Annotated in this window: 16 protein-coding genes; 5 read left to right on the top strand and 11 right to left on the bottom strand. The window is 66.7% G+C overall.

Annotation, left to right across the window (positions count from 1 at the left end):
• Nucleotides 1-49: 49 nt before the first annotated feature.
• The 4 genes from B0F77_RS14165 to B0F77_RS14150 all read right to left on the bottom strand — a co-directional run bounded on the left by B0F77_RS14165 (nt 50) and on the right by B0F77_RS14150 (nt 1953).
• A complete protein-coding gene (locus B0F77_RS14165; RefSeq protein WP_086663350.1) occupies nt 50-211 on the bottom strand; it encodes a DUF397 domain-containing protein in 162 nt (53 codons plus the stop codon).
• A 13-nt stretch (nt 212-224) separates the two neighbouring features.
• Entirely contained in the window at nt 225-1058 is an 834-nt protein-coding gene (locus tag B0F77_RS14160; protein ID WP_086663349.1) for a helix-turn-helix domain-containing protein, read from the bottom strand.
• Between the two features lie 83 nt (nt 1059-1141).
• Entirely contained in the window at nt 1142-1702 is a 561-nt protein-coding gene (locus B0F77_RS14155) for a putative glycolipid-binding domain-containing protein (RefSeq protein ID WP_245848140.1), read from the bottom strand.
• Between the two features lie 77 nt (nt 1703-1779).
• On the bottom strand, nt 1780-1953 hold the full coding sequence (locus B0F77_RS14150; RefSeq protein WP_086663347.1) for an antitoxin: 174 nt from the start codon (nt 1951-1953) through the stop codon (nt 1780-1782).
• A gap of 191 nt (nt 1954-2144) precedes the next feature.
• Here B0F77_RS14150 and B0F77_RS14145 point away from each other — a divergent pair, with 191 nt between their 5' ends.
• The gene (locus B0F77_RS14145; protein WP_245848137.1) at nt 2145-3458 is read left to right on the top strand and encodes a BNR-4 repeat-containing protein; all 1314 of its coding nucleotides are present in this window, start codon (nt 2145-2147) and stop codon (nt 3456-3458) included.
• A gap of 136 nt (nt 3459-3594) precedes the next feature.
• Here B0F77_RS14145 and B0F77_RS14140 read toward each other — a convergent pair whose 3' ends face one another.
• Nucleotides 3595-4809, bottom strand: coding sequence for a thioester domain-containing protein (locus B0F77_RS14140; protein WP_086663345.1), 1215 nt, complete (start codon nt 4807-4809; stop codon nt 3595-3597).
• Between the two features lie 310 nt (nt 4810-5119).
• On the bottom strand, nt 5120-6325 hold the full coding sequence (locus B0F77_RS14135; protein ID WP_245848135.1) for a DNA cytosine methyltransferase: 1206 nt from the start codon (nt 6323-6325) through the stop codon (nt 5120-5122).
• Between the two features lie 62 nt (nt 6326-6387).
• On the opposite strand from B0F77_RS14135, the gene B0F77_RS14130 reads away from it, so the two are divergent.
• Nucleotides 6388-7146, top strand: a complete 759-nt coding sequence (locus B0F77_RS14130; protein WP_086663343.1) for a hypothetical protein — start codon at nt 6388-6390, stop codon at nt 7144-7146.
• A 9-nt stretch (nt 7147-7155) separates the two neighbouring features.
• Here B0F77_RS14130 and B0F77_RS14125 read toward each other — a convergent pair whose 3' ends face one another.
• On the bottom strand, nt 7156-8412 hold the full coding sequence (locus B0F77_RS14125; RefSeq protein ID WP_245848132.1) for an ATP-grasp domain-containing protein: 1257 nt from the start codon (nt 8410-8412) through the stop codon (nt 7156-7158).
• An 18-nt stretch (nt 8413-8430) separates the two neighbouring features.
• Between B0F77_RS14125 and B0F77_RS49715 the strand changes: the two genes are divergently transcribed.
• On the top strand, nt 8431-8604 hold the full coding sequence (locus B0F77_RS49715) for a hypothetical protein (RefSeq protein WP_245848130.1): 174 nt from the start codon (nt 8431-8433) through the stop codon (nt 8602-8604).
• Between the two features lie 162 nt (nt 8605-8766).
• Here B0F77_RS49715 and B0F77_RS14120 read toward each other — a convergent pair whose 3' ends face one another.
• Nucleotides 8767-8973, bottom strand: coding sequence for a hypothetical protein (locus B0F77_RS14120; RefSeq protein WP_086663341.1), 207 nt, complete (start codon nt 8971-8973; stop codon nt 8767-8769).
• A gap of 66 nt (nt 8974-9039) precedes the next feature.
• Here B0F77_RS14120 and B0F77_RS14115 point away from each other — a divergent pair, with 66 nt between their 5' ends.
• Complete coding sequence (locus tag B0F77_RS14115) at nt 9040-9897, top strand: NAD-dependent epimerase/dehydratase family protein (RefSeq protein WP_086663340.1); 858 nt, start codon at nt 9040-9042, stop codon at nt 9895-9897.
• Here the strand turns inward: B0F77_RS14115 and B0F77_RS14110 are convergent.
• The gene (locus B0F77_RS14110) at nt 9842-10753 is read right to left on the bottom strand and encodes a ribonuclease Z (RefSeq protein ID WP_086663339.1); all 912 of its coding nucleotides are present in this window, start codon (nt 10751-10753) and stop codon (nt 9842-9844) included. The two genes, B0F77_RS14115 and B0F77_RS14110, sit on opposite strands and share 56 nt — an antisense overlap.
• 23 nt (nt 10754-10776) lie before the next feature.
• Between B0F77_RS14110 and B0F77_RS14105 the strand changes: the two genes are divergently transcribed.
• On the top strand, nt 10777-11595 hold the full coding sequence (locus B0F77_RS14105) for a serine hydrolase domain-containing protein (RefSeq protein WP_086663338.1): 819 nt from the start codon (nt 10777-10779) through the stop codon (nt 11593-11595).
• Here the strand turns inward: B0F77_RS14105 and B0F77_RS14100 are convergent.
• Nucleotides 11579-11905, bottom strand: a complete 327-nt coding sequence (locus B0F77_RS14100) for a hypothetical protein (RefSeq protein ID WP_086663337.1) — start codon at nt 11903-11905, stop codon at nt 11579-11581. The two genes, B0F77_RS14105 and B0F77_RS14100, sit on opposite strands and share 17 nt — an antisense overlap.
• Nucleotides 11906-11927: 22 nt before the next feature.
• Nucleotides 11928-12299, bottom strand: a complete 372-nt coding sequence (locus B0F77_RS47090) for a hypothetical protein (protein ID WP_143466720.1) — start codon at nt 12297-12299, stop codon at nt 11928-11930.
• Nucleotides 12300-12486 lie beyond the last annotated feature (187 nt).

The following is a 12486-nucleotide window of genomic DNA, read 5'->3' as shown; positions in this document are numbered from 1 at the left end:
GACCGTAGCCACCAGGAAGCCGCGCCGACCCTTACGGAAGTCTGACCGGCTAGCGATCGGCCTTCACGTCAGCGAGGAACGCCGACCACGCCTTGTCCGAGACGGGCAGGTGCGCGGTCGGCGCCTTGCTGTCCCGGATGCCGACACCACGACCGACCTCGACGCAGTCCTGTTGGTCCGGGCTGTAGCTGCTCTTCCGCCACATCGACATGCCAAGCGCCTCCTCAGGACACGATGCTGGTGATCAGCGCCCTCGATTCTTCCTCATCCAAGGCCAGTTGATCGAGCCGCTCAATCACGGCGTCGTAGTAGGTGACGCTGTCCTTGTCCTCGAGGAAGAGGCCGGTTCTGCCACCTTCGACGAAGATCACCGGCTCGAACTTCTCGTACCTCAGCCGTGTGAAGGAGCCCGCCGAGCCCGCGTGCGCGCCAACCGCCACCGGAATGATGCGGACGGTCAGGTAGGGCCGGACGGTCATCGCCAGGATGTGAAGCAGCTGCGCCTTCATCACTTCCTCGCCGCCGACCGGGAGCCGGATCGCGTGTTCGTGGATGTAGAAGACGAACTCTCGACTGCGATGAAGGACAGCCTGCCGCGCCAGCTTCGTCTTGATCACCGATTCGATGACGAGCGGGTCGGCCCCCAACACCGATCGCTCACAAGCCGCCCGGATGTAGGCGTCGATCTGAAGGAGGCCGGGGATGAGGTTCAGCGACCAGACGACGAGGTTGTTGGCGTGGCGCTCCTGCTCCATCAACGTGGGCTGGGGCCTCAACACGCCGTCCTCGGCGAATTCGAGGTAGCCCTTCTCGCGTGACTCCTTGTACAAGGCGAGCAGGCGGCGGGCTTCGTCCGGCTTCACACCGCACAGGCCGAGCAGCATCGCGAGCTCGACCTCGGTGACCCCGCCCTTGCCGTTGACCAGGTCGGAGACCTTCGCCTGCTCCCAGCCGAGCAACTCGGCGGCCTTGGCCTGGGTCACCCCGGCGGACTGGATGGCGTCGCGGACGCCATCACCGAACGAGCGCCCCACCACGCTCGAGAATCGTTTCGGCATGGTCGGACGCTAGAAGCCCAGGGCCTGTCGCATCCATCGTTTGGATGCGACTCGCCACGAAGGAAGTACTTCTTGGAAGCCTTCTAAATGCGCTTCGAGATCAACGGGTAGTCGACGACGAGGCCGTTCGGGTCGACCTTGATGTTCTGCTCGAACCCGCCGCTCTTGAACCGCACCACCGAGACGTCGTCCGCGACGGACACCGTCTTGTACGACTGCGTCACGGCCTTCACCGTCAGTTCGGGCAGCGACACCCACACGACGGGGAGGTCGAACTGGCCCTCCTCGCGGTGCAGGTTGAGGCGCCTGATCGGGATGGTGTTGAACAGCACCGCGAACTGGACGTCGACGTCCAGCGCACCGTTGAACGTCTCGCGCTTGGCACCCTGGCCGTGGTCGACGAGCCAGGCGCCGTCCTCGGTCCTCGACAGAGAGCACTGGCGCTCTTCGAGGACGGTGGCCGTGCGCAGCAGCAGCCGGTTGACCTGGCCGCTCTCGCCGACGGAGACCTCGAAGGAGGCGTTGAACTGCTCGTCGGGGCCGGCGGCGACCATGCGACCGGAGGCACGCAGGCGTTGGTCGCTCGACAGGAGCAGGCGGACCTGCTCCAGCCGCGGCTCGTGGAGGCCCTGCCAGGTGATCATCTCTGGCCTGCGGGCAGAAGGAGAGCGGGTCTCTCCGCTGGAGGTGACCCGCCCTGCGTCAGTGGCGTTGAAGGAGTTCACTGCCCACCCGGGAGGATGTCCTTGATCTTCTCGGCGACCGAGTCGACCTGCTCTTCGTGACCGAACTTGCCCGCGACGAAGTCCGCCGCAGCGTCCACGCCCTTGTCGACCTGCTCGTGGTGCTCCTGAGCCAGGTCCATGGCCTTGTTCTTGATCTCGTCGAAGTTCATGTGGTGCTCCTCCGCTTCTGACGCAGAGTACCCGAGTAGGCCCCGCGTGTTGATAGCCAACGATCACGCTAACTCCGCCTGGACAAGTCGGCTGGGTGACAACGAGGATGTCCCCTGCCGCCGCCTGGTCGGCCGCCGTCGCGGCCAGAACCAGGAGGACACGCCACATGACACGGCTCCTGCGTGGAGTTATGTCCGCTGTACTGCTGTTGCCGCTCGTCGCGGTCCCTTCGGCCCACGCCACGGCCGATGCTCAGGGGCAAGCGAAGTTCACGGTGACGACGACGGCCACGAACGTCGCGGCCCGCAGTGACCGGCGGCCGGTCGCCGGTGGGGTCTACGACCGCAAAGCCGGCAAGACCTTCATCTCTTGGGCCGGGCAGTACGAGGACAGCTACGTCCAGTCGTACGACCACCGCAAGTCCACCTGGTCCGCGCCCAACCGGGTCGCGGACGGGGACAAGGACTCGCACAACTACCCGACCATGGTCCAGGCCGGGGACGGGCACCTGCTGATCTTCCGCGGCATGCACAACATCGAGCTGCGGATGTCCCGCTCGCCCCAGGCCAACTCGGCCGACGGCGTCTGGGAAGAGACGCTGATTTCGAAAAACGCGGCCACGTACCCGATGCCGTTCGTCACCCGTGACGGCACGATCTACGTCTTCTACCGCGAGACGACCCGCGACCTCGACCACACGACGCCCACGGACACGCGTCCGATGCTCTACGTGGTGTCGAAGGACAACGGCAAGACGTGGAAGACCTCCACGGAACTGACCGGTGACCGGTTCGCGATCGGCTCGACCTCCCGCGCGGACAACATGAACGAGATCTACATCGGTCAGCTGCGTCAGGAGGACAACGGCCGCGTGCGGATCGTCTACACGCTCGCGGGTGGTGGCACCGAAGGACATCTGCACGACCGGTACCACCGCAACCTCTACTACGCGTGGTTCGACCCGAGGAACCTGCACTTCTACTCGGCGTCCGGAAAGGATCTGGGCACCCAGATCGACGACGCCGACCAGGAGCAGTACCTGAAGGTCGCGGAGACCCCGCTGACCCTGCCGAACGCGGTGAAGTCCCCCGACTACATCCAGCTCGTGGGCACGACGCTGGGCCGGCCGTTCCTGCTGTGGTTCATGGGCGATCCGGACAACGGGCCGCTGCGCAACTACCTGTCCACCTGGAACGGTCGCGCGTGGGAGACCAAGGAGGTCGCACGGGGCCTGCGCACCCGTGAGATGGAGCCGGTCGACCCGTTCACCTGGCGCGTCTACGCCACCGAGGACGGCAAGCCGAACGTGAACACCTACCTGGTGCGGTTCGGCTGCACGTGGACGCCGGAGACCGTGATCCCGACGGCCAAGCCGGTGCAGCGCGTCGAGATCGTGGAGAACTTCCGCGACCCGGCGCGGGCGATCTTCTCCGGCGCTTCGTCCAACCGCGACGTAGCCATCGCGGACGGCGACATCAGCGTGGCGGGCATCAGCCGCCGCTAGTAGTGCACGCGGGGAGCTTTCGTGCACCAGGAGTGCACGAAGGGTCCCCGCGTGCATCCCGGCAAGCGGGGAAACGGCAAACGCCCCCAGGACCGGCGCGGACCCTGGGGGCGTTCGTCTAGGGGGTGCTGATTACTCAGGCACCGGCCTTCTTGCGGCGCACGACGAACAGCGCACCGATACCAGCGCCGACGAGCGCCAGACCGCCGACGAGCGGCCACAGGATCGAGGCACCGGTCGAAGCCAGGTTGTCCTCACCGCCACCCGGAGCCGGGTTGGCCGGCGTGGTGGTCGTGGTCGTCGTGGTGGTGGTCGTCGTCGTGGTCGTGGTGGTCGGCGTGGTCGGCTCGGACGGCTTGGCTTCGACCGCCCAGTCGGCCTTGCCTTCCTTCTCGACCTTGGCCTTCTGCGGCTGCGCGACGACGAGCGACTGCGCCTTGTCTTCCTGCTTCGGGTTGTGCGCCACGAACAGGCGGCCGATCGCGATCTCGGCCTCGGCCGAGAGCTGGAACGCGGCGCTGCCGGCCGGCGCGTTCGCCGGGACGTTCACGAAGAACTCGGAGACCTTCTCGCCGGTGCCCTGAACGGCGAGTTCCTTGTCGCCCTTCTTCTGCACCGCGAGCGGGTTGCCCTTCTCGTCGGTGATGGTCACACCGTCAGGCAGGTTCGCGGTCAGCTTGACCTCGGACGCGGTCGTGGTGACCTTGAACGGGCCGATCTTCTCGCCGGTCTTGCCGGACTTGGACGCCGGCTCGATCTCCAGCGTCGGCTTCGGCTGGTCCTTGATCTCGTTGGCCGCGGCGTCCTTGATCAGGCGCTCGTACAGCTTCACGATGTCGTCGTTGTTGGTCCTGTCCGCGTCCAGCTCGGCGTCGTCCGAGAAGTGCCAGATCGCGGCCTGCGTGGCGGCGATCGTCTCCTTCTTGTCGAACTGGTCGCCGAACGCCTTCTTGACCTCGTCCATCGACTTGCCGGGGTACGAGTTCAGCAGGATCCAGAGGACCTTGCCCGCGTTCTGCGGGAACTTCGACTTGGGGTTCGGGTGCGTGCCCCACGGCGCTTCCTTGAGCGCGTCCGAGTCCTCGAGCGGCGTCGGAAGCTCAACGCAGTACGTGAGGACGTTCGAGCGGTCCTTGTCGTCCTCGATGCGGAGCTTGATGATCTCAGTGCCCTGACGGAGCTCGTTCGGGTCGCTGATGTTGCCCACCGGCTTCAGGACCACGTCGTGGCCCTTCTCCTGGCCGCCGCGGTCCGGCTTGATGACGACGTCCGCGTGCGCCGGAAGGGTCGTGAATGCCAGGGCGGCGGTGGCGCCGAGCAGCGCGGCACCGATCCTCAACCGGGAAGCCATGGGTCTCCTTGCTCGCTGAAGTTAGCCCGAACGCGTAGAAAGTCAGTTCGCCCGTCGGGACGGTCGGCACGTCGTCATCGACACTGAACCGACAGGAAGCGAGCGGACACTATCCGATGGGGTGTCACACGACTGGGTGAGGTATAACGACTATCACATACCGGTCGTGACCAGCGGAAATCTACTCAGCGTGTCCACAGTGGATAGGTCCGCGATGCATTCCTTTTGTCAGGTGACGTTAGATTCGTTGCCGAACAGTTATCAATAGCCGCGTCCCGCTACGGATGATCGACACCTTCGGTTCAGAGATCTACGCCACCATTTCGGTAACTTCCACCGGCCGAATGTCGCCGGGACGCAGTGAAGTGCCTCGTAGACACATCTCCCGCGGCTCCGGGCGGCGGCCGGTGAGAATCCACCTGGTGAGCCCGGCCAACTGGTAGGCGATCAGCGGCGGAACGGCGTCGCCGACGTGCCGGTAGGCGTTCCCGAGAATCGAGACGTCGAACCGGAACTGCCGCGGGAACCCTTGCAGCAGCGCCATCTCCCGGACCGTGCACAGCCGGTGCTGCTCGGGGTGGGCATAACGGCCGTTACCGACGTGGCCGCATTCCCGCTTGATCGTGCGGGCCGGTTCGTCCCACCACATCCGGCCGTAGACATCGGGGTGCGAACCCCAGTTCTGCTGTTCGACGATCTTGCGTTGTGCCGGATTCAACAACTCAGCGGTCTCCGGAGACCTGAGCAGATCCGCCCACGAACCACCGTTCGCGGGAATTGCACGCATTCGTTCCAGACTGCGGTCCTGAGAAAAGGTCGGCGACACGTGAATGGGGTCTTCCAGGTCCGCGACGCCGGCCTCGATGACCGGCAGCTTGCCGATCGCGCGCCGGACCGTGATCGCGGACGGCCGGATGACCCGGCCCGCCCAGAGGTCGTCCAGCGTGAGCAACGGCAGACCGGCGTCCACGGCGACCATCAACGTCCGCTCGCGCAGCTGCGGCAGGCCGAACTTGGACAGCATGTGCGTGCCGCCGGCGACCGAGTAGCCGAGGCTGGTCAGGTCCTGCGCCAGGCTGTCGAAGTGGTGCCGCTGCTTGCCTTTGACGAGCTCGCGGGCGTTCTCGACGAGCACGACCTTCGGGCGCAGCTCCTCCGCGTAGACGGCGATCCGGCCGACCAGCGAGTTGCGCGGGTCGTCGCGCAGGTGGTTCTGGGCGGTGATGCGGCTGAAGCCCGAACACGGCGGGCACGCGAGCAGGACGTCCAACTCGCCGCGCTTGAGGCCCCAGACCTCGCGCAACGCCGCCGGGGACACTTTCGAGAGGTCGACCTCCAGCGGGTCGACGCCGATGTTCGCGCGGTACGTGTCGTTGCAGCGCAACGAACCCAACCGCGACGAAGGCTTGCCGATCTGCGCGTCAGCGGCACCGACGACCCGGAAGTCGCGGTGGGCGTGGAAGCCGTAGCTCATGCCGCCCGCACCCGAGAAGATGTCGGCCACCGAGAAGGACACCACGAGATCGTACGGGCGAGGCTCCGAGGAGCCTTCCCTGACATCCCGTACCTTTCCGCCCTATGGAGCTGCCGCGCGCCTGGCAACGGCCTGACCCGTTGCGCGGACTCGACAGGATTTCCTGGGTCGAGGTGTACGACGGCCGGGGTGGCGCCGGTCGCGTGCCCCGTCTGCTGCGCTCCCTGATGGACTCCAGCGCCGACGTCCGTCTCGACGCGCTCTCGTCGCTCGCCGACCGGCTGCTGACCGACGACACGGTCTCCGAGGCCTCGTTCTGCGCCGTGCCGTACCTCGTCGAGCTCGGCGCCTCGTACAAGGTCGCCGCCGACGTGCGCGATCGGGTGATCTTCCTGCTGGCGGCCATGGCGTTGGCGGGCAAGGGGTTCACTGAGGACGGACGGCGCACGCACCGCCGGTGGAACGCTCTCGGGCGGGAACTGCCGCGGACGGCGCCGGACTGGCTGACGCAGACCCGGCACGCCGTCGCCCAGGGCGCCCCGAAGATCTTCGAGGCGCTGGCGTCCGAACGGGTCGCCTGTCTGGTGGCGCTGGCGTGCGCGGTGCCGGAGAAGCTGCCGTCGTTCGTGGGCGGGCTGATGAACGACATGATCGAACTGCCGGGCGAGGAGATGCTCGCCGACGCCGCCGAGATCGCCGTGGGGCTGCTGAAGCGCTCGCCCGAGTTAGTCGGCGTGGACCGGCCGAAGGTGCTCGGCGAAGGGCTGGTGCGGCCGGCGCACCAGCCACGTGAGGTCGCCGCGGCCCTGATGGGTTACCGGTCCGCCCTCATCTCCGCGTACGGCGATGAGGGCGCCTGGTAGACCGTCCGGTCAGGCGATGACGGCCTCTTCGATGATCGTCTGCTCGGCCTGGATCTCGTCCTCGATCGCGATCGCGGGCTCCAGGGCCCCGAGGCCCGTACCCCACTCCTGGTCGGCCAGCGCGAACGCCGCGACGGTCAGTGCCGCCACCGGTGGCCCGACGGGCATGTTCTCGCGGTGCAGGTCAAGGTCCAGGCGTCCGCCGATCGGCGACGGGCTCAGCCGCAGCGTCGCGTGCGCGGGCTCGTCCGGGTGCGCCAGCCGGCACGCCCAGCCGGTGAAGATCACGCGGCGTTCGTCCACCTGGGTCGGTTGCACGGCACGCACGTTGGCGCCCACCGCACCGGACCGGACGGTGTCCGCGGCCTGCAGGACGAGCTCCTCGAACTCCATCGAGGAGATGCCGAGGTCCCAGCCCGCGACCAGGGCGACCTGCACCAGCGCGAGCGGCAGCGTCGGGACGGCGTCCTCGAAGCACACCATCGCGCCGCCGTAGCGGGTGTTGATCTCGGTCGGCAGGAAGCCGTCCTCGGTCGCGATGCCGTCCAGTGTGAACGTGCCGCGGTAGCCGACGGTCCCGCGCAGGTGCTCGCCGACGCGGCGGGCCAGGTTGCGCATCTCGTCGCGGATCCACACGGGCGGGTCGTAGTAGGACGCGCAGCCCGCGTAGAGGAACTTGGCCTGGCCCTGGCGGCGCGGCACGACCATCTCGATCGGGCGCAGCACCGCGGTGCCGTCCGGGAAGACGATGCCGTGCACGCTCACCGGAATGCCTTCCAGGAACGGCATCACGCGCACCTGGTCGCACTTGGGCGCGAGCACGTCGAAGGCTTCCTTCGCCTCCTCGTAGGACCGCACGCGGCGCACGAAGTTCGCGCCGCCGTTGATCGCCGGGCCGTCACCGGACCAGACGACGCCCGCGCCGCGGTCCAGGATCTCCGAGGCGCCCCAGAGACGTTCGAAGTCGAGGTCGAACACCATGGCCGGCGCGCGGCGGGCGCTGAGCTCGTCCCAGAGCGCGTCGATCGTGGTCTTGTTCTCCAGCTCGACCCACTTGTGCTGGCGCGCGTTGAGCACCGGGCGGCCCTGGAACGTGCTGATCTCGTTGTAGGGCGTGCTGATCACGACGGCTTCGGCCTCGGGGTCGAAGTCGTGCAGGATCTCGCGCACCTCGGCGCTCGGCTTGGTGAGCAGCTTGCCGAGACGGCGCTGCTCGACCGCGACGAAGCCGCCCTTGATGCCCAGCGAGATCCATCGGGCGATCACCGAATCATGCAGCGGGGCATGATCGTCGGTATCGAGCACGAGCGTATGGCGTGCACCGAGCGTATGGAGCTCGTGCGCGCGCTTAGCCAGACGCGTGCCACCGGCCAGCACGACAAGCCGGTCACCGAACAACCTTCCGAGGCGCTCGTTGAGCGCTGCGAGGACATGATTCATCGCCGAAAACTCGCTTAAGAGAAGCGGAGGACGTGACCGGCGATCGCCGGGTGACGCGTAGCGTAGAGGCACCCGGTATGTGTGTCGAAGCACGGTCCGGCAACGGCCGGATGAAGGTTGCGGCGGGCCCGCTTTCGCGGGCCTCACGGCAAGTGGATCAGGCGATGATCTGGATGCGCACTAGGCGCGGGCGGCGTCCCGAAGAACCTGGTCAACGCCGTTGAGGAAGGTGCGCGTCGAGCTGAGGGCCGGCATGGGCACGGTGACCTCGGCGGGCTCGGGCGTGGGTGCGGCTCCCACGATCTCGGCCACGTTGCGCAGGAACTCCTGCCGCTTGAACTCGTGCACGGCCACGTCGTGCAGGAGTCCGGCGATGCTTGTGTGCACAGCGCGATGGGGATAACTCACTTGGGTGTTATCGGCGCAACCCCCGTCGACCTTTAGGGTCAACTTGTGCGAGTTCTAGTGACCGGTGCCACTGGGTATGTGGGCCGTGCCGTGGTGCGTGAGCTGCAGGTTCATGGACATGAACCTGTTTTGTCGCGTCAGCGCCTCTCGGAGCCGTTCGAGTTGCCCGACGTGGACGCCGTCATCCACTTGGCCGCCGTGGCCCGTGTGCGCGAGTCGTTTCTTGATCCAATTTCGTACTACGAGACGAACGTGGCCGGAACGCTGAACGTCCTGAAAGCGTTGAAGGGCCAACGATTCCTGCTCGCGTCGACTGGCGCGGTGTACCGGCCCTCGGATGCCGTGCTGACCGAGGAGTCCGTCCGGGAACCCTCGTCGCCGTACGCCGCGACCAAGGCGGCGGCCGAGGACCTCGTGGCCTGGGCGGCGCGGTCCGGGCAGATCGGGGCGACCACTCTCCGTTTGTTCAACGTCGCTGGAGGTGGTGACACGGACACCACTCGGGTGATCACCCGTGCCGTCGCCTGCGCGGCCGGAACGGTGCCGGGCATGGAGGTCTACGGCGACGGTGGGTCCGTGCGCGACTTCGTGCACGTACGCGACGTTGCCGCAGCTTTCGTCGTGGCACTGGAGGCTTGTTCCGTGGGCACGTCGTCGGTCTACAACGTCGGCGCGACGGCTGCGTCTGTGCGTGACGTGCTTTCTGCCGTGTCCGAAGTGACCGGCCGGTCTATGGACGTCACGTGGAAGCCCGCGCACGCCGGTGAGGCCCGGTCGCTGCGGGCTGACGTGTCCGCGTTGCGCGCGTTGGGGTGGGAGCCCCGTTGTTCGTCGTTGGAGGAGATCGTCAGGGACCAGTGGCTCGCTTCGGCACCGGAATCCGGTCCAGGTCCTTCGCGATGACGATCTCGCCGCCGAACTCCTCCGCCGCCTCGGCGTGGAACTCGGCGGGGTCCTCGTAACGCTGGGAGAAGTGGGTGAGGACCAGCTTGCGAACCTTGCAGTCCTGCGCGACGCGGGCGGCCTGCTGGGCGGTGAGGTGGCCGTGGTCGCCGGCGAGCTTCGTGTCGCGGGCGAGGTAGGTCGACTCGATGACCAGCATGTCGGCCTGGTCCGCGAGCTCGTAGACGTTGTCGCAGAGCCGGGTGTCCATGACGAAGGCGAACTTCTGGCCTTTGCGGGGTTCGCTGACGTCCTGCAGCTTGACGCCGTTGAACTCGCCGTCGCTCTGCAGGATCCGGACCTGCGGGCCCTGGATGCCGTGCTCCCTGAGCTTCTCGGGAAGCATGCGGTGGCCGTCGGGCTCGGTGAGCCGGTACCCGAAGCTGTCGATGCCGTGGTCCAGCCGGTACGCCTCCAGCGTGCCGAACTTGCCGGTGGCGACCTGTCCGTCCTCGGCCACGGGCTCTTCCTTGATGTCCGCGGCGTCGTAGAAGGCGCTGGCGTAGCGGAGGCGTTCGAAGAAGTGCGCGCCCGACTTCGGGAAGTGCGCGTGGACGGTGTGCGGGACCCGGTCCAGGGACAGTCGCTGGACGATTCCCGGGACGCCCAGGCAGTGGTCGCCGTGGAAGTGCGTGATGCAGATGCGGGTGATGTCGCTCGCAGCGGCGCCCGACCTGAGGAGCTGCCGCTGGCTGCCGTCGCCGGGGTCGAAGAGGAAGCCCTCGCCGTCCCACCTCAGCAGATAGCCGTTGTGGTTGCGCTGGCGCGTGGGAACCTGGCTGGCCGTTCCCAGGACGATCAGTTCCCGGACTGTCACCCCCTGACGTTAACGTCTGTCCCATGCGGAGCGTCGAAGTGGCAGCGTCGTGGCCTGTCGAGAACGTGGCGGTGGCCGTCGTCTCAGGCGGGTCGGTCGTGGGGTCGCTGGGTGATCAGCAGCGGGTGTTCCCGCTGGCGTCGGTGACGAAGCTGCTGACGTCGTACGCCGTGCTGGTGGCGGTGGAGGAGGGCGCGGTCGAGTGGGACCAGCCGGCCGGGCCTTCCGGTTCCACGGTGCGGCACCTGATCTCGCACACCGCCGGCTACGCGTTCGACAAGGCCGAGGTGCAGGCCGAGCCGGGGAAACGCCGGATTTACTCCAACGCGGGCTTCGACGTGCTGGCTTCTTTTGTCGCTGCGGCTTGCGAGATGCCGTTCGCCACTTATCTGCACGAGGCTGTTTTCGTGCCTTTGGGGATGAAATCGTCGGCGTTGGTCGGCTCGGCGGGCGCCGGTGCCGAGTCCTGCGCCGCTGACCTGGCGTTGTTCGCCGCCGAGCTGCTGTCGCCGTCGCTGGTTTCTCGCGAGTTGGTCGCCGAGGCGACTTCGGTGGTGTTTCCCGGACTGAACGGCGTGCTGCCCGGTTACGGCATGCAGAAACCGAACGACTGGGGTCTGGGTTTCGAAATCCGCGACGGCAAGTCGCCGCACTGGACCGGCACCTCTTTTTCGCCGCAGACGTTCGGGCACTTCGGGCAGTCCGGCACGTTCCTGTGGGTCGATCCGACGATTTCCGCGGCGTGCGTGGCGTTGACGGACCTGCGTTTCGGGCCGTGGGCGGTCGAGGCGTGGACCCCGTTCTCCGACGGCGTCCGGGCGGAACTCAGTCAGCAAGCCTGATGGCGAGCTGCCTCAGCACCTCCTGCACGTCGGCGTCCTCGTAGTCGTTCTCGTAAGCCTGGGCGACGCCGTGAAAGGCGTAGAGCAACCCCGCCGTGAACCAGCCGAACTGCGACAACACCTGGTCCATCGCCTGCTTGAGCGCCTGCGCGCCGGCCTCGTTCAACTCGCCGTCGACCTTGACCTCGTAGCTGAACACACCCTCCTGCAACGACTTGAGGGCCATCCGCAGGTAGTCGCTCGACTCGGCACCGTCGTAGCTGAGCGTCAGGACGCCGAGCGCCCGCTGCATGATCTCGCGCTGATCCACTCGGCCACTCTGCCCGTTCGCGTCAGGTTCGGACACCCCAACGCACCCAGGCGGGGTCCTCGGGTTCGTGCTTTTGCTCGAAAGCCTCGGCGATCTTGTCGACGTCCCACTCGTCGCTCTCGACGACAGGTGCCTTCGGCGAGGCGCAGGTGTCTACGTGGCGCGACGACCGGTCGTTGACGTTGCCGGGCGTGTTTCCGCAGATCAACCGCTGTGGAACCGATTGCCGCGCAGTCCACCACCCCTCCGACAAGGCGAGTCCTCGACTCCACGGTTGATTCACTACCGATTCCACGCGATCGTCATATTGTCTCCGCAGGGACTCCACATTCCCAATCAGCCAGAATTGGCCAGCAAAGGTGACACCATCGGCAATCATCCACGGAATGCCCAAGAATCTTGATTGCTACATTTGAGCTAACCTCAGACGACACACACTGATTCGTCACCAAGCTGCGCCACGATCTCAGGAACGCCGACCACCACAATGGCGTGAGTTCGACACGAGGGGTCGTGGGTGATCAACATGCCGCAGTGCGATGGCGCTGACTTCTGCGAGGAAATCGCAGGTGCCGCCGACA

The sequence above is a fragment of the Lentzea kentuckyensis genome (assembly GCF_002150765.1).
Taxonomy (GTDB): Bacteria; Actinomycetota; Actinomycetes; order Mycobacteriales; family Pseudonocardiaceae; genus Lentzea; species Lentzea kentuckyensis.
The sequence above is the reverse complement of the archived record's forward strand: the minus strand, read 5'-3'. Positions and strand labels throughout refer to the sequence as shown.